Source organism: Traorella massiliensis, from assembly GCF_900104665.1.
GTDB lineage: Bacteria > Bacillota_I > Bacilli_A > Erysipelotrichales > Erysipelotrichaceae > Traorella > Traorella massiliensis.
The window spans coordinates 664,615-686,767 of sequence record NZ_LT629969.1 but is presented as its reverse complement, the minus strand read 5'-3'; the positions used below and the strand labels follow the sequence as shown (position 1 = coordinate 686,767).

At 36.5% G+C, this 22,153-nt stretch carries 28 protein-coding genes and 3 tRNA genes; 5 read left to right on the top strand and 26 right to left on the bottom strand.

The annotated features are described in order from the left end of the window. Window positions 1-4: 4 nt before the first annotated feature. The 16 genes from dprA to BQ5367_RS10535 form a co-directional block, all read right to left on the bottom strand. Window positions 5-724, bottom strand: a complete 720-nt coding sequence (dprA, locus tag BQ5367_RS10610) for a DNA-processing protein DprA (protein WP_071442466.1) — start codon at window positions 722-724, stop codon at window positions 5-7. A gap of 47 nt (window positions 725-771) precedes the next feature. Continuing rightward, a complete protein-coding gene (locus BQ5367_RS10605) occupies window positions 772-1,395 on the bottom strand; it encodes a ribonuclease HII (RefSeq protein WP_071442465.1) in 624 nt (207 codons plus the stop codon). Further along, the gene (gene ylqF, locus BQ5367_RS10600; RefSeq protein ID WP_071442464.1) at window positions 1,379-2,248 is read right to left on the bottom strand and encodes a ribosome biogenesis GTPase YlqF; all 870 of its coding nucleotides are present in this window, start codon (window positions 2,246-2,248) and stop codon (window positions 1,379-1,381) included. The genes BQ5367_RS10605 and ylqF overlap by 17 nt, the downstream gene beginning before the upstream one ends. 42 nt (window positions 2,249-2,290) lie before the next feature. Beyond that, complete coding sequence (gene lepB, locus BQ5367_RS10595; RefSeq protein WP_071442463.1) at window positions 2,291-2,845, bottom strand: signal peptidase I; 555 nt, start codon at window positions 2,843-2,845, stop codon at window positions 2,291-2,293. Further along, window positions 2,845-3,405: a signal peptidase I gene (gene lepB / locus BQ5367_RS10590; RefSeq protein WP_071442462.1), complete on the bottom strand. Its 561-nt coding sequence runs from the start codon at window positions 3,403-3,405 to the stop codon at window positions 2,845-2,847. Before lepB (BQ5367_RS10590) ends, lepB (BQ5367_RS10595) begins: the two co-directional genes overlap by 1 nt. A gap of 96 nt (window positions 3,406-3,501) precedes the next feature. Next, entirely contained in the window at window positions 3,502-3,849 is a 348-nt protein-coding gene (gene rplS, locus BQ5367_RS10585; protein ID WP_071442461.1) for a 50S ribosomal protein L19, read from the bottom strand. Window positions 3,850-3,966: 117 nt separating this feature from the next. Beyond that, on the bottom strand, window positions 3,967-4,698 hold the full coding sequence (gene trmD, locus BQ5367_RS10580; RefSeq protein ID WP_071442460.1) for a tRNA (guanosine(37)-N1)-methyltransferase TrmD: 732 nt from the start codon (window positions 4,696-4,698) through the stop codon (window positions 3,967-3,969). Further along, a complete protein-coding gene (gene rimM / locus BQ5367_RS10575) occupies window positions 4,695-5,186 on the bottom strand; it encodes a ribosome maturation factor RimM (protein WP_071442459.1) in 492 nt (163 codons plus the stop codon). Before rimM ends, trmD begins: the two co-directional genes overlap by 4 nt. A gap of 34 nt (window positions 5,187-5,220) precedes the next feature. After that, window positions 5,221-5,469, bottom strand: coding sequence for a KH domain-containing protein (locus BQ5367_RS10570; RefSeq protein ID WP_071442458.1), 249 nt, complete (start codon window positions 5,467-5,469; stop codon window positions 5,221-5,223). After that, window positions 5,469-5,741: a 30S ribosomal protein S16 gene (rpsP, locus tag BQ5367_RS10565; RefSeq protein ID WP_071442457.1), complete on the bottom strand. Its 273-nt coding sequence runs from the start codon at window positions 5,739-5,741 to the stop codon at window positions 5,469-5,471. Before rpsP ends, BQ5367_RS10570 begins: the two co-directional genes overlap by 1 nt. A 101-nt stretch (window positions 5,742-5,842) precedes the next feature. Beyond that, on the bottom strand, window positions 5,843-6,502 hold the full coding sequence (locus BQ5367_RS10560; protein ID WP_071442456.1) for a DUF1287 domain-containing protein: 660 nt from the start codon (window positions 6,500-6,502) through the stop codon (window positions 5,843-5,845). An 87-nt stretch (window positions 6,503-6,589) separates the two neighbouring features. Then, window positions 6,590-7,981 (bottom strand): signal recognition particle protein, encoded by a 1,392-nt coding sequence (gene ffh, locus BQ5367_RS10555; protein ID WP_071442455.1) that lies wholly within the window; start codon window positions 7,979-7,981, stop codon window positions 6,590-6,592. Between the two features lie 59 nt (window positions 7,982-8,040). Next, the gene (locus tag BQ5367_RS10550; RefSeq protein ID WP_071442454.1) at window positions 8,041-9,360 is read right to left on the bottom strand and encodes a GNAT family N-acetyltransferase; all 1,320 of its coding nucleotides are present in this window, start codon (window positions 9,358-9,360) and stop codon (window positions 8,041-8,043) included. Further along, window positions 9,357-10,064: a leucine-rich repeat protein gene (locus BQ5367_RS10545; protein ID WP_071442453.1), complete on the bottom strand. Its 708-nt coding sequence runs from the start codon at window positions 10,062-10,064 to the stop codon at window positions 9,357-9,359. Before BQ5367_RS10545 ends, BQ5367_RS10550 begins: the two co-directional genes overlap by 4 nt. A gap of 2 nt (window positions 10,065-10,066) precedes the next feature. Next, window positions 10,067-10,681 carry a thiamine diphosphokinase gene (locus tag BQ5367_RS10540; RefSeq protein WP_083383245.1) on the bottom strand — a complete coding sequence of 205 codons (615 nt, stop codon included), beginning with the start codon at window positions 10,679-10,681 and terminating at the stop codon, window positions 10,067-10,069. A 47-nt stretch (window positions 10,682-10,728) separates the two neighbouring features. After that, window positions 10,729-11,643: a carbohydrate kinase family protein gene (locus tag BQ5367_RS10535; protein WP_071442451.1), complete on the bottom strand. Its 915-nt coding sequence runs from the start codon at window positions 11,641-11,643 to the stop codon at window positions 10,729-10,731. Window positions 11,644-11,790: 147 nt separating this feature from the next. Here BQ5367_RS10535 and BQ5367_RS10530 point away from each other — a divergent pair. Both BQ5367_RS10530 and BQ5367_RS10525 read left to right on the top strand, forming a co-directional pair. Then, window positions 11,791-11,864, top strand: a tRNA-Cys gene (locus tag BQ5367_RS10530). 5 nt (window positions 11,865-11,869) lie between these two features. After that, window positions 11,870-11,957: transfer RNA gene (locus tag BQ5367_RS10525), tRNA-Leu, on the top strand. Window positions 11,958-12,095: 138 nt separating this feature from the next. Here BQ5367_RS10525 and BQ5367_RS10520 read toward each other — a convergent pair. The 9 genes from BQ5367_RS10520 to ybaK all read right to left on the bottom strand — a co-directional run bounded on the left by BQ5367_RS10520 (window position 12,096) and on the right by ybaK (window position 20,145). Further along, window positions 12,096-13,160 (bottom strand): ABC transporter substrate-binding protein, encoded by a 1,065-nt coding sequence (locus BQ5367_RS10520; protein WP_071442887.1) that lies wholly within the window; start codon window positions 13,158-13,160, stop codon window positions 12,096-12,098. Window positions 13,161-13,162: 2 nt separating this feature from the next. Further along, entirely contained in the window at window positions 13,163-13,945 is a 783-nt protein-coding gene (locus BQ5367_RS10515) for an ABC transporter permease (protein WP_071442450.1), read from the bottom strand. After that, window positions 13,942-14,781 carry an ABC transporter permease gene (locus tag BQ5367_RS10510; protein ID WP_071442449.1) on the bottom strand — a complete coding sequence of 280 codons (840 nt, stop codon included), beginning with the start codon at window positions 14,779-14,781 and terminating at the stop codon, window positions 13,942-13,944. The genes BQ5367_RS10515 and BQ5367_RS10510 overlap by 4 nt, the downstream gene beginning before the upstream one ends. Continuing rightward, on the bottom strand, window positions 14,778-16,352 hold the full coding sequence (locus BQ5367_RS10505; protein WP_071442448.1) for an ABC transporter ATP-binding protein: 1,575 nt from the start codon (window positions 16,350-16,352) through the stop codon (window positions 14,778-14,780). The genes BQ5367_RS10510 and BQ5367_RS10505 overlap by 4 nt, the downstream gene beginning before the upstream one ends. 12 nt (window positions 16,353-16,364) lie before the next feature. Then, on the bottom strand, window positions 16,365-16,898 hold the full coding sequence (locus BQ5367_RS10500) for a helix-turn-helix domain-containing protein (RefSeq protein WP_071442447.1): 534 nt from the start codon (window positions 16,896-16,898) through the stop codon (window positions 16,365-16,367). Window positions 16,899-17,070: 172 nt separating this feature from the next. Continuing rightward, window positions 17,071-18,828 (bottom strand): ABC-F family ATP-binding cassette domain-containing protein, encoded by a 1,758-nt coding sequence (locus BQ5367_RS10495; protein ID WP_071442446.1) that lies wholly within the window; start codon window positions 18,826-18,828, stop codon window positions 17,071-17,073. Window positions 18,829-18,899: 71 nt separating this feature from the next. Next, entirely contained in the window at window positions 18,900-19,208 is a 309-nt protein-coding gene (gene trxA, locus BQ5367_RS10490) for a thioredoxin (RefSeq protein ID WP_071442445.1), read from the bottom strand. A 50-nt stretch (window positions 19,209-19,258) separates the two neighbouring features. Further along, a complete protein-coding gene (locus BQ5367_RS10485) occupies window positions 19,259-19,657 on the bottom strand; it encodes a PPC domain-containing DNA-binding protein (RefSeq protein WP_071442444.1) in 399 nt (132 codons plus the stop codon). Between the two features lie 14 nt (window positions 19,658-19,671). Further along, on the bottom strand, window positions 19,672-20,145 hold the full coding sequence (gene ybaK / locus BQ5367_RS10480; protein ID WP_071442443.1) for a Cys-tRNA(Pro) deacylase: 474 nt from the start codon (window positions 20,143-20,145) through the stop codon (window positions 19,672-19,674). Between the two features lie 56 nt (window positions 20,146-20,201). Here ybaK and BQ5367_RS10475 point away from each other — a divergent pair. The 3 genes from BQ5367_RS10475 (at window position 20,202) to BQ5367_RS10465 (ending at window position 21,044) form a co-directional block, all read left to right on the top strand. Next, window positions 20,202-20,277: transfer RNA gene (locus tag BQ5367_RS10475), tRNA-Thr, on the top strand. Window positions 20,278-20,362: 85 nt separating this feature from the next. Then, entirely contained in the window at window positions 20,363-20,755 is a 393-nt protein-coding gene (locus tag BQ5367_RS10470) for a MerR family transcriptional regulator (protein ID WP_071442442.1), read from the top strand. A gap of 43 nt (window positions 20,756-20,798) precedes the next feature. Then, entirely contained in the window at window positions 20,799-21,044 is a 246-nt protein-coding gene (locus BQ5367_RS10465) for a hypothetical protein (RefSeq protein ID WP_071442441.1), read from the top strand. Window positions 21,045-21,093: 49 nt separating this feature from the next. On the opposite strand, the gene BQ5367_RS10460 is transcribed toward BQ5367_RS10465, so the two are convergent. After that, entirely contained in the window at window positions 21,094-22,092 is a 999-nt protein-coding gene (locus tag BQ5367_RS10460; RefSeq protein WP_071442440.1) for a D-alanyl-D-alanine carboxypeptidase family protein, read from the bottom strand. Between the last annotated feature and the right edge of the window lie 61 nt (window positions 22,093-22,153).

Genomic DNA, 22,153 nt, shown 5'->3' with positions numbered 1-22,153 from the left:
CTTTTCATCTTTCCTTTATAAAAATGCTGGCTCCCTGTTCAATCAAATAATTACATCCAATCCCAAAATCATCATCAAAACGATATGGAAAAGCAATGATTTCTTTATTTAATGACTGAACATAATCCGCAGTGATCATCGTACCACTTTTACTTTTTGCTTCCACAACATAACACCTGTCACCTAATGCCGCTAAAATACGATTGCGCCAAGGAAAATGATGGGCCAAAGGTAAAGAACCTGCTGGATATTCACTAAGCAATAACTGATCTTTTTTCATTTTTTCATACAATTCATCATTTTCTTTTGGATAACTTTTATCCAGGCCACAGCCAATGACGCCTATCGTCTTGTAGCCAAGTTTAAGCGCATTATGATGAGCTAAGGCATCGATTCCCTTTGCCATTCCACTAACGATGACTGTTTGCGGATCCAATGAGCGAATCAGGTCATAACAACTATTGTTTGCATACCTGGAACAATTTCTAGAACCAATCACACATACCTTTGGATATTTTAAAAGCGTCAAATCACCTTCATAAAAAAGAATATAAGGAGGATCGTCTAAAAGAAGAAGTTCTTTTGGATAATCTTCGTCCAATATAGTTAGATAACGCTGCTTACAATTTATTCTTTCCCACTTTTCATTACGCATGATTGCCTGATGCATGGAAGCATACTCACCATGATATTTCAATGCATAATATAAAATCTGTTCTCTCATAAAAAAATCACCTCTACTCTTATATATGCACAAAAAGGTGATTTTTCCTAAAATAATTGTAATTGTTTTATTTTTTGTTTAGCTATTGGACCATAACTTTCACGATGAATCTCTAATACTCCATATTTTTCTATAGCTTCTAAGTGCTGTTTTGTCCCATATCCTTTATGTTTCGCAAATCCATATTCCGGATAGAGAAGATCATAGCCCTTCATGATGTGATCACGGACAACTTTCGCCAAAATACTGGCCGCCGCAATGCTGACACTTTTCTGATCGCCTTTTACGATCGCACAAACTTCACAAGACATGCCATTCAAAGGCATCGCATCTGTCAAGATTCCTTCAACACACTTGAATTCATGACCCAGCTCTTCCATCGCTTTCTGTGTGGCCCGATAAATATTTAAACGATCAATTTCTTGAGGACTTACGATCTTGATATGATATTCTAAAGCATCTTCAAGGATGATCTTAAACATTTCTTCACGTTTTTTCTCACTAACCTTTTTAGAATCGTAGATTCCTTCATGATGGTAGCCCTTTGCAAAGCAAACAGCTGCCACTACTAAAGGACCGGCTAATGGTCCACGTCCTGCCTCATCCATTCCGATGACATATGTCTTTCCATCCTTCCACCAGCGTTTTTCATATTCATTCGCTGTTTCCATCGCTTCTCTCCCAGCTAATTCTGCCGATCAAACCATCACGGGCTTCACGAATAAAAAGATTCATGGCTTTTTCTTCATCCAGTTCATTTGCTGTTTTAATACATCCACGCTTTCTAGCAATTCGGCGTAAATTTTCTAATGGATCATCACTTAATTCAATTTCAAAACGGCTGATAAGATACTGTGGGTAATACTCCATGCAGTATTTTAAACCAAACATAAAAATCTCTTCCATCGGCAATATTTCATCTCGGATCGCTCCACTGATTCCCAAACAAAGACCTACATTTTCATCTCCAAATTTAGGCCATAAGACACCTGGCGTATCTAACAGCTCCAGATCTTTATTGATCTTCACCCACTGTAATGTACGGGTCACACCTGGACGATCAGCTGCCACGACAGCTTTTTTCTTGGCAACACGATTGATCAGTGTTGATTTACCAACATTAGGAATACCCACGATCATGATACGAATAGCTCTTGGATTAATCCCTCTTCTTTTCTGACGTTCAATAAAAGAAGCCATGATTTCTTTGCTGGCAGAAGTCAGAATCTGCGTCATATTGTCTTTTAATACATTGCACCCTAAAACCTTTGTCGTATCATTTTTCAAGCTTAAGATCCATTTTTCCGTTTCTTTAGGATCGGCCTTATCTATCTTTGTTAGAATGATACAACGTGGTTTATGGGCAATCAATTCTTCTAACAAAGGGTTTTTAGAAGCATTTGGAATTCGGGCATCACGACATTCCACCACCATATCTACCATTTTTAATTTTTCCTGCATTTCCCTTTTGGCTTTTGTCATATGACCCGGAAACCAGTTGATATTTGTTCTATTTTCTCCCATAATTCACTTCCTTTACTAAATGATACATGATTTATCTAATGATTACTTTATCCCAAATTCATCAAAAGGATAATAGATAAAAATACCTACACTTGTAATTTCATCTTTATGAAAAGCCCCTACAACTCTTGAATCTGTAGAATGCTGTCGATTATCACCCATTAGAAAATATTCATCTTCTCCCAAAATAAATGGACCAAAATCCTCCGTGAATCTTCCATATGTCGCAACTTCACTAGCTACATATTCTTCATCCAAAAAATCCTGTTCCAAAGGTTCACCATTGATATAAATCACATCATCACGGCATTCAATCGTTTCATTTGGCATACCGATGACTCTTTTGACCCAATGATCATTACTATTATCCTTGGCTTCCACAACAACGATATCAAAACGATGAATATCAAAATTTCTAGAAATAATACTTGAAAAACCTCTTTCTTTATCTTTTAAGGTTGGATACATGCTATTACCGATAACCTGAATCGGATTCACGATAAATCGGGTAACAACCAGAAACACCACAAACCAAAAAACAAGAAGTTTCACAAAATCAAAAACTTCTTTTTTTATATCAAATCTTTCTTCTTCCATTATTTCACAACCTTTCCATGATTAAAAGGCCACAATATATATATATCCTTTGCAATCAGCTGACTCGTATCAAACGGTCCTACGATTCTTGAATCCAATGAATGTACTCGATTGTCGCCCATTAGAAATACTTCATTGTCATTAAGCTTAACTTCATTAAAATCCTTCGTAAAAAAACCATGTTCTTCAATTTCCTGCTGAACATATTCTTGATCAAGAAAATCTTCTTCAATCAGCTCTCCGTTGATATATATGTGGTTATCCTTACAGGAAATCGTTTCACCAGGAAGGGCCATGACACGTTTTACCCAATACTCATCATCTACTTTCACAATAACTACATCAAATCTTTCTAGCTTTTGAGTTTTAAGCGAAAGAATGCTGGAAAAACCAAAATCTTTATCGTGAAGCGTTGGATCCATACTTTTTCCATCAATTTGAATCGGATAAGCTACAAAATTTACGATTAGAAGCATCACTGCTAAACAAGCTAAAAATGTAACCTGCATTTGAAGTATATTCAATAGTTTTGTTGTCGTCTTATTCCCAATTTTTCTCATGTTTCTATTATATCATTCTTTTTATAAATTTGTACTTAAATAAATAAATTGTCATAAACCAGCCACACCATAAAAAAAACAGACCGAAGTCTGTTTTTAGCGAATTTCTTTGATACGTGCTGCTTTTCCAGATAAACCACGCAGATAAGTTAACTTGTTTCTTCTTACCTTACCAATACGAATTACTTCAATCTTATCAACGATTGGTGAATGTAATGGGAATGTTCTTTCTACACCTACACCATTAGAAATTTTTCTTACGATGATATTTTCATTGATACCGCCACCCTGTTTTGCGATAACGATTCCTTCAAATACCTGGATTCTTGACTTATCTCCTTCTTTGATCTTTACGTGCACTCTTACAGTGTTTCCGCTTCTGATTTCAGGAAGATCTTTTTTCAGTTGTGTTTTAGTTACTTCATTTACTAGATTTAAGTTCATCTTTCTTCTCCTTTTCTCATGTGTTTTTTTACACTTATTCATTCGTATTGCTACCAGCGGAATAAATGTGCCTATTTAAGCCTATTTATAATAACATAAATGAATTGCAGGATGCAATTATTTTTTTTCAATTTCTTCAATAATTTCACTTAAAAACTGTTTTTCTTCTTTAGTGAATGCTCTTTTTTCTAATAAATCAGGACGTTTTATATAAGTTTTTCGCAATGATTCTTTTAAACGCCATTTACGGATGTTTTCATGATGACCGCTCAAAAGAATTTCCGGTACCTTTTTACCATCATATTCGATAGGACGGGTATATTGCGGATATTCAAGCAAACCATTTTCAAAACTATCATCCTCATGACTCTCTTTCGTAATGACACCATCCAATAGACGAATGATGGCATCTGAGATCGTCATAGCGCCAATTTCACCGCCTGTAAGCACGAAATCACCCATACTGACCTCTTCATCCACATAATCACGAATACGCTCATCAAAGCCTTCATAATGTCCACAGATAAGAATTAAATGTTCATAGTTTCGTACATATTCATGAGCCATTTTCTGATGAAAAGTCTTTCCCTGCGGTGTAAGCAAAATAACATGTGAATTTTCCTGACGAACAGCTTTTAGACAATCAACGATTGGCTGAACCATCAAAAGCATCCCTACGCCTCCACCACAAGGCGTATCATCAACATGATTGTGCTTATCAAGCGTATATTGACGATAATCGACACATTCAAGTTCAACGTGTCCTTTTTCAATCGCTTTCTTAATGATAGAAGTCGTCCTGAAGGAATCAAAAAATTCTGGAAACAATGTCATGATCGTAATTCTCATAACATGCCCTCAATCACATCAACATCAATTCTTTTTTCATCAGCATCTACATTTAGAATAAACCGCTCCACATATGGAATCAGTATATCTTTCTTACCTTCACAAGAAATACGCAAAATTTCATGAGCCTGTGTTTCTAAAATTTCACTTACTTCACCTAAAAGTTCATCATGATAATATACTTGACAACCTTCCAGTTCATAGTAATAAAAGTCATCATCCTCACTGCCATCCACCTCAACCAAAAGATCAAGGCCTTTATATTTTTCAACATCATTGATATGATGATGATCTTTAAACGTTACTAGAACACACCCTTTATGAATACGAAAAGAATCAATTTCAAAGTAAATCGTGTCTTTACCATAATGAATAAAAACTTCATTTCCTTTTGCAAATCTTTCTTCCAAAGAATCTGTATTAGGCATGACCTTCAGTTCTCCTCTGATCCCATGGGTATTTACTATTTTTCCTATACTCAGCTGCATACTCTCACCTCTAAAAATAGGATGCAACTGCATCCTAATAAGATTCAAACTTGATCGTAATCTTTTTATCTTCCTTGCGGCTTGCTACTGACATCATCTGGCGAATGCTAGAAGCCATAGCTCCCTTCTTGCCAATCAAACGTGCCACGTCATCACTATTTGCGTAAACATAAAGACAGATTTCATGCTCATCTAACGTCTCCATCCGTTTCACTGAAAGATTCAACGCATCACTGACGATAGGTTCGCACAGGTTATATAAAACCTTTTCGTAATCAATCATTACTTAGACAATTTAGATTCGTGGAACTGTTTCATGATACCCTGCTTAGATAAAATGTTACGAACTGTGTCACTTGGCTGTGCACCGTTCTTCAGCCATTTCATAGCAGTTTCAGCATCAACTTTTACTTCCGCAGGATTTTTTGTTGGATCATAATATCCAATTTGTTCAATAATTCTTCCATCTCTAGGGAAACGGGAATCAGCAGCTACAATTCTGTAAAAAGGAGCTTTTTTAGATCCCATTCTTTTTAATCTTAATTTAACAGCCATGTGTTTATTTCCTCCATATTTTCTATACGGACATGATTCTACCATAGAGAAGAATAGATGTCAAGGTTTTTTACTTGACATCTTGAATACTATTGGCTTTTTTATTCACTGATTCGAAAATGCCCAATAATCTCATATCTTTCTAAAACATCTTCTTCATAACGAAATTGCAAAGGTGAAGCATGATGGATCAAAAAAGGAATTCCTTTCCCATTTCTTTTGTCCGATATAATACCAATATGTTCAGGAAAAACAACGATATCCCCACCCTGCCACTCTTCAATATCACTAAGATCATTTGTCAAAGAAACCGCATGATTTTGAAAATAAACAAGTAAGTTGCGTACCCGTCGAAAATCTATGTTAGCATCTGCCACTTCAACATCATAATCATCCGGATGAGCAGCGATATCTTCATCTACTAAAATCTGCAAATCATAACCAGCATCTTTCAAGGCAAAGGCGACGACATCACTACACACTCCATAACCATCATTCGGATATCCGCCCTGATAATAAACACTTTTATATTTCGGTTCTGTTTCTATATAATGAAGTGCATTCATTAAAATATCACTTTGATCATCCACTCCATCCTGATTTTTATCTATAGAGCTTCTGAATGTCTCTATACCAAAATAAGCATTATCATAATAACGATGAGGCAGTATGTTGAAATGGTAGAGCATCAAAACAATAATACCTGTGAATATTAGAATACCTGTTATCAATAAAATTCTTTTTCTTTGTTTATGATTCATCCTTTCCCTCCCATCCTTATTCTATCATAAATAGATTCTCTTATTTCTTACATTTTCACACAAATGAAAAGAAGTCCTCTTGGACTTCTATCTTCTTCTTCCTTTTGTTTTCAATTTTGGACGATTCATGCTGCTAGAGCGCATCATCTGATTCATCTTAGCCATATTCGGCATACCGCCCTTTTGCATTTGACTCAACATCTTCATCGCCTGTTTGCTTTGTTCGTACTGCTTGATCAGCTTGTTGACATCACTGACCTGCACACCACTTCCCTTAGCGATACGACTCTTACGAGAAGCCTTCAGGATGCTTGAATCATCTCTTTCCTCTTGTGTCATTGACAGAATGATCGCCTCTGTTTTCTTCATATCATGACTCGCTTTGACCTCATCGATCTGACCTGCCATCTGACTCATACCAGGGATCATTTTCAAAATTCCACCAAGTGATCCCATTTTATTGACCTGACGCAGCTGCACTAACATATCATCAAGCGTAAAACGCCCGCTCATCATACGCTTAGCTGTTCTTTCACTTTCTTCGATATCCATTTTCTCTTGCGCCTGTTCCACAAGAGTCATGATATCACCCATACCTAAGATACGATCTGCCATGCGATCTGGATAGAAAATATCTAAATCATCAATTTTCTCACCCTGACTGGCAAATTTAACCGGTACTTTTGTCAATGAACGAACAGAAAGGATACCACCACCTCTGGCATCGCCATCCATCTTAGTCGCAACCAAACCTGTTACATGTAACTGTTCCGTAAAACTTTGCGCCACGCTGACAATATCCTGACCACTCATAGCATCTACCGTCAGCAAGATTTCATTTGGTTTCAGATAAGCTTCTATATCTTTTAATTCCTGCATCAATTCTTCATTGATATGCAGACGTCCTGCAGTATCGAAGATCAACGTATCATAGTTATTAGCCTTCGCATAATCAAGTGCATGCTTCACCTGTGTTAATACATCAACATCTACACCTTCACTGTAAACTTCAACATCAATGCTTCTTCCAAGTGTCTTTAACTGTTCAATAGCTGCCGGACGAATAATATCACAAGCCACTAACAATGGTTTCTTGCCCTTTTTCTTTTTCAAGACATTAGCAATCTTAGCTGCTGCTGTCGTTTTACCGGTACCCTGAAGACCTACCAGCATGATCGTTGAAAAAGAAGTCAGATTCAGTTCATTATCACCATCACCTAATAATGCAACGATTTCATCATGAACGATCTTAACGACCATCTGACTTGGATTCAACGAATCCATGACTTCTGTGCCCATTGCCTTTTCTTTGACATTAGCAATGAAGTCTTTTACAACCTGATAGTTTACATCCGCTTCCAGAAGCGACATCCGCACTTCCTTGAGCATCTCATTCATATTTTTTTCTGTAAGTTTACCCTGACCGGATAAATTTTTAAAAGCCTTATTTAACTTATTTGTCAATGATTCAAATGCCATACTCCACCTCGTTTTGCCTCACCATTATACCATAATTTTCACAAAAGACTATACCATTCTTAAAGATAGCTTTTGAAATGCTTGCGCTTTAGCTCATAATCTACACTGCTACGTTTTTCACCTAACTGATTCACCCAGGAATCAACATTCACCCTCACCTTTTTAAAACCTAGCTGTTCATAGACGTGCTGTGCACGCTCATTTTCTAAATCAGTATCTAAAATGATTTTTACCATTTTTTCTTCTTCAAAAAGGTATTGGATCAGAAGGCTTAAGATTTGTTTACCATATCCTTGATCCAGCATTTTTAAGTCACAGATCTTAATACCAATTTCAGCTGTTTTATCACCAACATAATGAAGCCCCATCTCTCCGATAGCACGAGAATCTTTTTCAATGATCAGTCTTTTATGATTTGTATCTGAACATAACTGTTGTTTTACCTTAGCCTCATCGATATGTAAGCCTTTCGGAAAACCTGCATGAGCCATTACACGACCATCATTCCACCATTCTACTAGCTGACCGGCATCATTTTGAAAAGCACTACGAATCGTGAAAAAACCATGTTTCAAATAAATGTTCTTTTTCGTTACCGTTTCCTCTATTTTTCGATATATTTGAATATCAAATTCAATTTCCGTATGTAAGCTTTCCATAGAAGCTACTTTATGAGCAGCCTCTTTACTGCTTTTCCAATAGTAAGGAGTCATCATAAACAAAGCCTCGATATCATCATGATGATCGACATGGATGATATCTTCTACCTTAATACGTTCTATTAGTTCAAAGCGTTCATCCTTGATTACATCCGTTTCATTTTCATAGACCTGATCATATAATTCTTTTTTCAATCCCCAAAGATGGCGTTTATGAGGAGCTACCCGAACATAAAAACCATGCTTTTTTAAAACACGAGCACATTCATCGATAGGAGCCGGGGCAAAAATATTCGTTACACAATCGACACTTTTATCTTCAAAAGGTAAACGAAAAATGCTCGCAACGATATACTGGCTATGTTTATCTGTCCGTGAAGCTATTTTTAAAGCATCTTTGCTTAAATCAACACCATAAGCTTCATCAACATACTGACTCATACCAGAAGTGTAATACCCTTCCCCACATCCTAGATCAAGTAATATCTGTACTTGAAGACTTTGAATAACTTCTTCTAATTTCTCTTTTAACACACGATAATGACCCGCCATCAAAAACTGATGACGAGCCTGTACCATTTCCTTAGAATCACCATGAACCTTGCCGCCAAGCATCAGATTAACATAACCCTGTCTGGCAATATCATATGTATGATGATTTTCACATCGCCAAACACCTTCACTATGAATCAGTTTTGCGGCACATTTTGGGCAAATCATAAAAGTGCCTTTCTAGCATCATTATAAATGGTTTTAAAATCCTCAAAAGTTACATCCTGATAACCTTGATCATTTTTACGATAAATAAATATATGATTGTGACCATCTTTATAAATATTATAAAATGTATTATTCAGTTCAATTTCTCCAAAGTCATAACGATTTTCATCTTTACGCATCTGGGTTTCCAAATCAGCAATTTCTTCCTTTTCAATACGCCATGTATAAGTGCCATAAATCGGAAAAGCCTTGATCATAATGACCGTATCCTCCACCTTTTCCTCATTGAGTTTCATAAATTTCATTTCAATATTTGAACGGATATCTACTGGCTGATCAAAATCTACTTGACTGAGCACTTTTTTATAATCATCAAGCGTCTCATAAGGAACAATGATCAAAGAAACCGGATTACCTACGAAGGCATCTTTTGCGATGACAGGAACCTCTAATCTGGAAAAAACAATTTTCTCGATTCTATTATTTGCGAAAGCACGGCTTTCGATCCATTTGATTTTTTTATGAAAATGAATCTGTGTCAAATAATTGCCTTCAAATGTTTCAGCACCTACTGTCGTTGTTTTTTCTCCTAAATGAACATAATGAAGACTCTTATTTTTAAAATCATCACCATCAATCACTAATACAAAATCATTAAAAAATAATTCACCATCTTTAAATAAATACAGCCTTTTCTCAACCATTGTTATCCCTCCGTTATTACTATACAGATACAACCCTCATGAAGAGTGATCTTGCTTTCTTTTCCTATAAATTCATTATCAACCCCTAGTGTTGTCGCATTGCTTATCCTTTTATGATCCAAAGAGTATTTAAGATTCTCTATTGATATCACTGATTCATCCGCTAATGAAAAAATACTGATATATCCGCTCATAGAAGCATCATAGCTCCTGCTTCCTTTACCAAGCACCTCCACACGGCTATTTTGCGAAATCATGATCCCATGAGCTTTCTTTTGGCATAAAAAATTTAAACATTGTATATTTCCTAAGGTATGTTCCAAACGGCCTCCCATACCTCCATAAATTACAAATTCATCATACCCTCTTTCTAATCCTGCCAGAATTGCCAGCATCATATCTGTATCATCTTTTTCAGGCTGACTGCGCAAAATTTCTATCCCCTTGATTTCATGGGGATAAGAATCAAAATCACTGACAACTAGATCCGGATGAATATTGAAATTCAAACAATATTGATATCCTCCATCAACAGCTATAACAAAATCATTTTTTTCAAGAGAAATGTTTTCTTCCTTCATTTCTCCAGCACCAATCAAAATACATCTCTTATTCATAGTATCATTTTACCACAAATCAGCATATAGTGATGAACATTTCATCATTATTTTATTGAATCATCTAACCAGCGTGTTGCTCCTATCTGACCAACTGCCTTACCACCACATTCATTTGCGAAATCAAGACAATCCATCAGCGATTGATTATCTAAAAGCGCTTTTAAAAAGCCTGCCACGAAACTATCACCCGCACCCGTCGTATCAACACATACAACTTCCTTTTTAGGTGATACCCATTGATGTATTTCATCATTATAAACATAACAGCCTTGCGCACCCACTTTAATGATAACATTTTTAACTCCCGCATCATAAATCTTTTTAGCCGCTTCTTCAACACCTCTAACACGTGTAACAAGTTGTGCTTCGCTCTCATTACAAAACAAATAATCAATAAGAGGTAAGGACTGTTTTAAATCATCCAGCGTTTCCTGATGTTTGCATTTTGTCATATCGGCCGCAACGGCCATTCCCTGCTTCTTAGCCATATTGAAAATAGCTGCAAGCTCCTGATCATTAATTTGAGGAAAAACAAAGATACTGGCAAAGCATAAAATTTTCGCAGATGCACAAAAAGGCATCGGAATATCTTCTAAGGTCAGCTTTCTTAAAGAACCATTTGCATTCGTCAGAAAGTGACGTGAACCATCCTTTTTGATCAAAACACCATTAATTCCTGTTTTTAGATCATCACGCATCGTCTTATCATTTAATAGTATATGTTGTTGCTGACATTTAGAAAAAATAAACTCCCCTGCCTGATCTTTTCCAAGAATCGTAATAAGCTCTACTTTTTTCTTAAAAGCTGAGAGAACCAACGCTTCATTCAAAGCATCTCCACCATAGGACAACACAACATCATCGCAAGAATAAGAGCCTTCCTGAAAAACACGCTCATCAGCAGGATAAGCCAGCACATCCAAAATAGCTGCTCCAACAAGAATAATTTCAGGGTTCATATTAAATCATCTCCGCTATTATTCTATCATATTTTTACTCATAGACAGCATCTTTCTAATTTTTATTAAGAAACATGAACAAAATTAAAAATGGGTGTTGCATTTTCTTGCAAATTTTTATATAATAAACAGGCAGTAAAGAAACACGGTTCCTTAGCCAAGTGGTAAGGCAATAGACTGCAACTCTGTGATCGCCAGTTCAAATCTGGCAGGAACCTCCAATCTTGGGCTCGTGGTGAAACTGGTAGACGCAAGGGACTTAAAATCCCTCGGATGAATAATCCGTGCCGGTTCGATTCCGGCCGGGCCCACCATTCTAAATTAAATTGACTCTTTCAAACGAAAGAGTCTTTTTTTCTATAAAGAGTAAAAATCTAAAATGTTTTATGCTCAAACCATATTAAATACATAAATAAAAGAAGATGATATCAAAATCACCTTCTTATTTATCATTAATGAGCTTTTACTTTTACCCAAAGTTCTGAAAGCTTAGCTGTCAGCTCCTTGTTGTAAACAAAGACTTCATCTTTATCATAACCGCTTCTTGGAATATAAGCATCATTTCCTTCAAATTCACCTGCGCTTAATTCTTCCAGTACTTCTGCATTGCTTGATGCATAACCTGCATATTCAGAATTAGCATATGAAGCATCATAACCTAAGATAAAGTTAATGAATTCATGAGCCAGATCAGGGTTTTCAGCATTCTTAGGAATTACCATTGCATCACTCCAAAGATTTGTTCCTTCCGTTGGACAATAATATGCCATGTCTTCGTTTTCCATAAGAATTGTTACAGCATCACCTGAATATACTACTGCAAGATCTTTCTGACCTGATGACATTGCATCAATGACTTCATCAGTCACATAAGCTGGAGACATCGTATCATTGATCTGAATCAGCCAGTCATAAGCCTCTTGAATTTCACTTTCATTGCTTGTATTCATTGAATATCCTAAAGATTTAAAAGCAATCATGAATGAATCACGTTCTGAGTCATACATATAAATTCTACCTGCATAATCTGTATCCTGGAAGATGGCCCATCCTTCATTTTCAAGATCATTGATATCTACATTATTTTTATTGTAGACGATACCTACGCTTCCCCAGAAATAAGGAACAGAATATGTGTTATCTGGATCATAAGGAAGATTTTTTACACCATCAGCAAGGTTTCCAATATTAGGAATCTTTGACAGATCCAATTCCTGAAGCATATCTTCCTGAACCATTCTTTCGATCATGTAATCACTAGGTACAAGGACATCATAAGTTTCACCTGTCTGAACCTTTGTGTACATTGCTTCATTTGATAAGAATGTTTCATAGACAACTGTTACTCCAAATTCATCCTCAAAATCTGAAATAACGCTTGGTTCGATATATTCTCCCCAGTTAAATACCTTCAATGTCTGTCCCTGATATTCACTATCAGAGTTAGAAGGTGTGTTTGAGCAGCCGCTCAAAGTTAGCAGTGACAGCGCACCAATTACAGTAAATAACTTTTTCATGTTCATGCAACCTCCTTTTTCTTTCTTAGCATTGGAACAATATTTACTAATATCAGAACAACAGTAATTATCACAATTACTAGTGTACTGACGGCATTAATCGATGGATTGATTCTTTTTGACATCGAGTAAACAAGAATCGAAATATTACTTACACCGTTTCCGGTAACAAAATAACTAATGACAAAATCATCAATGGACATCGTAAAAGCAATCAAAGCTCCTGATACGATACCCGGAAGTATTTGTGGAACGATAACTTTAGTCAGTGCCTGCCAAGGCGTCGCTCCTAAATCAAGGGCTGCTTCCGCAAGGTTAGGATCAAGGGATCTCAGCTTTGGAGATACCGAAAGCATGACGTAGGGGATACAAAACGCAATATGCGCTAGTAATAAGGTAAGAAATCCCTTTTCAATGACTCTAAAACTTGAAAATAACATCAATAGGCCAATTGCCGTTACAATTTCCGGATTCATGACCGAAAGATTGTTGACCTGTTCGATTGCCAATTGCAATGCTTTTCTTGATTTAGAAAGACCAATGGAAGCAATCGTTCCCACGATCGTAGAAATAATCGTTGCCAGAATAGCAATGACAAAAGTATACCAGATGGCTTGCATCATATTACGGTCATTGAACATTCGTTCATACCACTGTAATGAGAAGCCTTTAAATACTGTCAATGAACGTGAATCATTGAATGAAAAAACAATCGTATATAGAATAGGCAGATAGAAGAAGATCAGAATGAGAGCTAAATAGAATTTAGAAAATAATTTTTTCATAATACCCTCCTTTTCCCTGCCGTTTCCTTATCGGCCTTCTTTGTCAGATACATGCTTATGATAATAATGATTGCCATGATCAGTGAAATAGCACTTCCTTTATTCCAGTCCCCAGTTGTCAGGAAGTAATTTTCAATCACATTACCAATCAATTGTACACTTCCCTGTCCAATCAGCTGTGAAATCTGGAAAGTGGAAGCAGCCGGTAAAAATACTAACGTAATACCGCTGATAACTCCAGGAAGAGAGAGCGGGAAAGTCACTCGCCAGAATGATTGAACCCGATCAGCCCCCAAATCTGCAGCAGCTTCCAGATAGCTTGTATCCATCTTGATAAGCTGTGAATAAACCTGCAGAATCATAAATGGCAGGAAATTATAGACCATAACAAAGATCACAGCACCTTCTGTACCGATCATCTGTTTAGGACCAATCCCTAAATATCCTAGAATCGTATCAAACAAACCACCGCTTTGAAGCATTCCTAACCATGCATAAGTTCGAACAAGCATATTGATCCATGTTGGAAGAGTAATCAGCAGCATCATCAAATTTTGATATTTGCTTCCAAGCTTTGCCATAAAATAAGCGGCAGGATATCCGATCAGAATACAGACCACAGTTGTAATCAAGGCAATCTTAAATGAAGTTGCCAATACTTTCAGCAATACCGGCTCTGTCAAAAAATAGATAAAATTATCCAGTGTCAGACGTACCTGAACCACATCATTTCCCTGCGTACTGAATGCATAAAACAGGATCATCAGCATTGGCACTACGATCATGATCGTTGCCCAGATAGCGTATGGATAAGCCATTCTCGCAAACTTTTTCATGAGAATGTTTCCTTGCTCATGATATGAATATCTTCCGGATCAAAAGATAGACCTACCATGGAATCAACTTCAGCATAATCTGTTGTGTGAACCTTATATTCATAGCCTGTTGTCTTAAAGGTTACCTGATACTGACCTGGTGTAATATTTTCAGGATCAAAATCATAATCAACAGTTGTAATTTCAACCGGGATATCCTCATCAAGATCCCATGCCTGGGCATTTGCCCAGATCTTTAGATCTGTTTCTAAAGCTACAGAATCCTGAATTTCATCCACTTTTTTAAAGAAGTCTTCCGCAAAGATCTCTTCTGCATATTCTTGTGATTCTACACGGTTTTGATCTTTTACGATCATGTTGACCGTACAGCTCGTACCCGCAGCCGTTGTAAAGGTAACTGGATAAGTTCCCTTATGAGGCTGGATATCATGAGATACCTTCACAATTGAAATAAGTTCATCTGTTTCACTGCTCCAAGCCTGAGCATCTGCACGAGCAATGATTTCCGCATCTGTTAATTCCTTAACATCTTCAATATCAAGATTGAAATTATTAGCGCTCATCAGCTCTTTGGCACTTTCATTCACGATTGGTTTATCATCTTTCACATCCATCGTTACCGTAATGCTCGTACCTGGACGGGTTTCGACAACAATCTCATAGTGAACACCTTTAAATAGTACTGATTTCACGATACCTTTCAGCTTTCCTTTAGATTTTGGTACAATATTTAAATCTTCAGGTCTTATAACTATATCGACTTTTTCATTTTCTTTAAATCCAAAATCAACACATTCAAACTTTTTATCTTCAAACATTACCTGATAGTCTTTCAGCATCACACCTTCAATAATATTGCTCTCACCAATAAAATTAGCGACATACTCATTGATAGGTTCATTATAGATATCCGTAGGTGTACCTACCTGCTGGATTTCTCCTTCTTTCATAACCACAATCTTATCTGACATCGTTAAAGCCTCTTCCTGATCATGTGTTACAAAAATAAAGGTGATACCGACTTCCTGCTGGATACGTTTAAGTTCCTTCTGCATTTCTTTTCTAAGCTTTAAATCTAAGGCACCTAAAGGTTCATCTAAAAGCAATACCTTTGGTTCATTGACCAAAGCACGGGCAATCGCAACACGCTGCTGCTGTCCACCGCTCATTTCCTTAACATCACGATGAGCATATTCTTCCAGATTTACAAGTTTCAACATACGGTTTACTTTTTGTTCAATGATATCTTTCGAAATCTTTTTAATTTTCAAACCGAAAGCAACATTATCAAACACATCCATATGTGGAAATAATGCATATTTCTGAAAAACTGTATTTACTTCACGGCGATAAGCTGGAACATTCGTAATTTCCTCACCATCAAAATAAATCTCTCCCTGCGTTTGATCAAGAAAGCCTCCTAAGATCCTTAAAAGAGTTGTTTTCCCGCATCCGCTAGGTCCTAATAACGTCACAAACTCATTTTCATAAATATCCAGATTGATTCCTTTTAGAACGATCTGGCCGTCAAATTCTTTGACGATGTTTTTAAACTGAATTAAAGGTTTCATATTCTATTCCTCCTAAAATAGCGGCGGCGTCGTGATCCACAGCACTTTGGCAGGCGCACTGCTTTCATTTTTGAGATAATGCGTATTTAATCCCTTGATATAGAAAGTTTCTCCCTTGCGCACCGTAATTTCTTTATCTCCATCTACTAGGATGACGCGTCCGCTGAGAACAAATCCAAATTCCTCTCCATCATGCGGATCAAGTCTTTGGCTTTCTCCTCCTGCTTCAAGTTCAAGCAAGATTGGTTCCATTTCATTTTTTTGAGCATTTGGCACGATCCAATTAACGATACAGCCATCCCGCTCATCAACGAAATAATCTTCCTTGGTAAAGACACTTTTTTCTTCCTGTTCTTCTTTAAAGAATGCCGCCAGTGTCGTACCTAAAGCTTCCAGTATATCGTTCAAAGTTGCGATAGAGGGGGAGGTCAGGTTTCTTTCCACCTGGCTTAAAAAACCTTTGGTAAGCTCGCTGCGGCTTGCCAGCTCCTCCAATGTTAATCCGTTTTTCGTCCGCAGGCGTTTGATTTTCTGACCTATGTCCATAGCCCCTCCTTTCTTTGTTTAGTTATGCTAAACAAATTGTTTTGTTAATCGAACCAATGATATTATACAGAATTTTCAAATAAATGCAACACTATTTTAAATATTTTGTTTAATATTTTAAACTTTTTTATCAGAATAAAAAAAAAGACGGCTTCACCGTCTTAAAAATGTATTATTTTTTTAAAGAAATGGCTTCTTCAATTTCTAATAACTCGATCCAGCGTTCATTCTTTCTTTCAATTTCCGCTTCGATTTCACTTCTTTTTTTAGAAAGTTCATTGATCTTTATAAAATCCTGTGTTTCGTTCATTTCATCATCGATATCCTGAAGTTCTTTTTCAAGCTTTTTCAATACCTCTTCCATCCCTTCCAGCTCTTTTTTATCCTTACTTGAAAGATATGGCTGATTCATCCGTTGCTGTTTTTTGATCTCACTATAAGATTGCTTCTCTTTTACGATCTTTTCATTTTTTTGATGATGACTATAGTAATCAGAATATGTACCGACATAAGAATGAATCGTTTTATTTTCAAAAGCAAAAATATAATCACAACAGCGATCCAAAAAGTAACGGTCATGAGATACGACAAATACGGCTCCATTAAAATGATCCAGATAATCTTCTAAGACATTCAATGTCTGAATATCTAAATCATTAGTTGGTTCATCCAAAAGCAATACATTAGGTGCCGACATAAGTACCTTCAATAAATATAATCTTCTTTTCTCTCCACCGCTAAGATAGCTTACACGTGAATACTGCAGATGAGAATCGAATAAAAATCTCTCCAGCATCGCTTTTGCGTTCAATCGTCCTTCATCAGTAACAAGATCATCGCTTACCTCCATGATCACATCTTTAACGATCTTAGAATCATCCAGATCATCACTTCCCTGTTTGAAATAACCAATTCTGACCGTTTCACCAATTTCGATATGTCCCTGTGTTGGGGTTAAATCACCTGCAATCAAATTTAAAAACGTACTTTTCCCACAGCCATTATCGCCAATGATCCCTATTCGGTCATTCCGCTTTAAATGATATGAAAAATCAGTAAAGAGCGTCTGCTGATTGATGCTCATTCCAAGATGCTCGATCTCGATTGTTTTCTTACCTAAACGGGTAGAAGTATGAATCAGTTCTACTTTGCCGTTTTCTTTGATCTTTTCAACATTTGATAGCTTTTCAAAACGAGCAATACGCTCCTTGCTTTTTGTACTGCGTGCCTGAGCATTTGAACGGATCCATTCAAGTTCAACTCTTAAAAAGGCATTTCGTTTACGCTCATTGGCAAGAGCCACTTCTTCTCGTTGTTGTTTTAATTCAAGAAAGGCTGAGTAATTTGCCTGATATTCATAGATCTTAGAACGATCGATCTCAATGATCTTATGAACGATTCTTTCTAGAAAATAGCGGTCATGGGTTACCATTACTAAAGCACGATTCATTTTGATCAGATATTTTTCTAACCACTCGATCATTTCATTATCCAAATGATTGGTCGGTTCATCTAACAACAAAAGATCACACGATTTTAAAAGAGCTATACCTAAAGCCACTCTTTTTCTCTGTCCTCCAGAACAAGTAGCGATCTTTTTATCCAGATCATCAATTTTTAGTTTTGTCAGCACTGAGCGAATTTCAAAGTCCTCACATTTTGGTGCCCTCTCCTGTACGACCTCAAAAATCGTACGATCATCATCAAAATCATCATCTTGTGCAAGATATGAAATCTGAAGATTACTTTTGTAAATCATCTTTCCTTCATAAGTTTCTTTTCCTGCCAAGATCTTTAAAAACGTGCTCTTGCCAACACCATTCACACCCACAAGTGCTATCTTATCATTTTCTTCGATAGAAAAAGAAACGTTATCTAAAATACATTTCTCATTATGAAACTTACTTATCTCACTTGCACTTATTAACATAAAATCACCGTTTCAATCATACCACAAGTCGTATGAATCAGCAAAAGAAAAAAGGCAATTACTGCCTTTACTTACAGAACCGTATCAATCAATGCTTTAATTGCTGGTTTTGGCTGATAACCGACAACCTGTTTCACTATTTGGCCATCTTTCATCAAAACCAGATTTGGAATCGACATCACACCGTATTCTCCGGCAAGATCACCTTCCTGATCAACATTTACTTTAACGAAGTTGATTTGTCCTTCATATTCCATTGAAAGTTCTTCAAGCACTGGAGCTACCATCTTACATGGTCCACACCAGTCAGCATAAAAGTCAACTAATACAATGCCATTATTTTTGATTGATTCAAATTCTTCCTTGTTTACAATTCTCATTGTGCATCCTCCTTTTGATGATTCTAGTATATCATATACCTTTTAAAATGCTAGTGTTTTGCCTTCATGACAATTTCATCATACCCGGTTTTTTCATCAAATTCACGTGCAAACTCAAATTCATCCAATTCATGAAGAATGATTTCCGCAGTCGTATTGATAAGTGTCCCCTCCATCAAATGTCCACCCATCGTATGGCCATCTTCTCCACTCAAAGAAATATGCAAATGCACGCCATCTTTAGAAAGCGTACCAATGAGCGAAACAATTTCATAACGGTTTTTATCGTGAAAAAGAGTTTTGCCATCTGCTAAGCGAAGTCCTGTTTCATAGACACAGCCAACACAACAAGCAACATAACCTGCATCGATATGATGCATTTTGATATATTCTTCAAGACTTTTTTTCAAATCAGCACCATAGGTTAAACGAAATACATGTGTTTTCATTGTCCTCCATCCTTTCAAACAATAAGCGCCATAGAAGCTTGCGTAATTTTCATAAAATCATCTACCGAACAATGAATCTGACAGCCAATTTTACCTCCGCTAAAGATAATCGAATCCATCGAAGAAGCTGTATCACTTAAAATAACAGGATATTTCTTTTTCATGCCTATCGGTGAACATCCTCCTCGTATATAACCTGTCAGTCCTAAAAGTTCATTGACGTGTACCATCTCAATACTTTTTTCATGAACCGCTTTTGCACATTTCTTAAGGTCCAGCTCATCGGCAACATTCACAACAAAAACATAGATTTTTTTAGAAGCTGAACGAGTTACAAGAGTCTTATAAACCAGTTTAACATCCTGATGACATTTTTGAGCGACACTGATGCCATCAATCATCCCATCCTCAGTGTCATAAGTATAAACTTCATATTTTACTTTTTTTGCGTCTAACTGACGCATAGCATTTGTCTTAACGTTTTTCATACAAAGTATTATAAACATCTTTTCAAAAGTTTGCAAATACGTTATAATAATCCCATGCCGACTTAGCTCCAACGGTAGAGCAACGCCATGGTAAGGCGGAGGTTGTGAGTTCGAATCTCATAGCCGGCACCAGTATTAAATCAAGCCCATTTCAAGGGCTTTTTTCTTTACAAACTTTTTTATAAAAAAATTAAAATTTTTTAGAGGAGGTAACTAAATGTACACGATGATGCAAGTCTGTAAAGAAACAAATATGACCTATCAGACGTTAAAATATTATTGCAATGAGGGATTGGTACCTAATGTTAAACGTGACGAGAATAATCGTCGTATTTTTGATGAGCAGGATGTAAAATGGATCAAAGATCTTGTGTGTCTGAAAAAATGTGGTATGACCATTCAAGAAATGAAAGAATATCTGCAGCTTTGCCTTGAAGGTGAATCAACCATTCAAACACGTAAAAAAATGCTTACGAAAAAGCAGGAAGCATTACGCATATCTATTCAGGAATTAGAAGAAAGTGTTGCCTATATCGACTGGAAACAAAACTTCTATGATGAAGTTCTTTCAGGCAAGCGACCTTATGTAAGTAATCTTATACGCAAATAATATTTAAATCATGTTAGTATAGTTACAAAAAGGAGAGGATAGAATGAAAAGTATTTTACGTTTTTTTTCAGCACTTGTCAGTGAACAAATTTTTGGTGCTGTTTTAGGGGTTTTAGCTATCATTGCTTTTGTTTATTATGCATTAAAAAAAGATTATCAGGATTTGAGCGATCATCATATGATAGGTAAGATTGCTCATAAATTCGGAAATCTTCCCGCTAAATTATTATTGTTACTACTGTTAGGACTCTTGATTGCCTGCAGTGTGATGCTGGTATTTGGCAAATAATAAAATTCCACCTCTGCTTGATGAAGTGGAATTTTATTTATCCCTTTGTCTACTTTAGTGGAATCGTATCCCTATTATATTTATGTAATAAGGAAGCAGGTTTCTGATGAATCCTCATATTTTCATCATAAGCCTTATAAATACCAATTTGCTCATATATATCTCTGGCATCCATCATATGATAAGGCATTGATACTGCAGCACCATCTGCCTTTGCCGTAATCAATAAATATTCTTTGCCATTCACCTTCGCAAAGCTTGCCATGCACTGTCCAGCCTCTCCGGTATATCCTGTTTTACCACCTAAAAAATCTACCTGACCATTTTCTTCAATCAGTGAATAAGATATCGTACTTTTCATCAAAAGTCCTTCCGGATGGCTTTGTGTAGCCTGTGAAAGATATTCGCTAGAAGTAATGATTTCTTTGAATGTTTCATTCTTTAAAGCATAGCGCATCAAATAGGACAGATCCTCCAAGGTCGTCACCTGCTGATCATTGTGAAGTCCTGTCGAATTAACAAAATGAGTATGATTCATATTTAACTCACTTGCTTTTTCATTCATCAATTGTGCGAAAGCTTCTTCACTGCCAGCTACATAGTTCGCTAAAGTTAGGGAGCATTCTGCTCCCGAAGGTAAAAGAACACCATAGAGAAGATCCAGAATAGGTACCTCATCATTGGGCTGATAACCAGCCATTGAAGCTTCTTGTTCATAAAGATATGGATAGATATCTTCCAATATAACAAGTGTTTCATAAAGATTCTCTACACTTTCAATAACAACGATGGCTGTCATCATCTTTGTCATAGAAGCCGGATATATCGCATCCTGCATATTTTTAGAAGCCAGTATCTTGCCGCTTTCCATTTCTTCTAATAAGGCATACTGGCTATGAATATGGGATAGATCTGCACTAAGGGCATATAAAAAAGTATTGCTCCCCTGTGCTTTTTGAACAGGAATCAGTGATGCCGCAAAGATCATTAAAAAAGCAACTATCAGTACAGCAGCTAAATTACGTAAAAATTCAGTTAAATTTTCCATAATCTATATTCTATCAAATCCCATTGTTTTTTCAAGAGAAAAGACTCTCATCGAGAGTCTT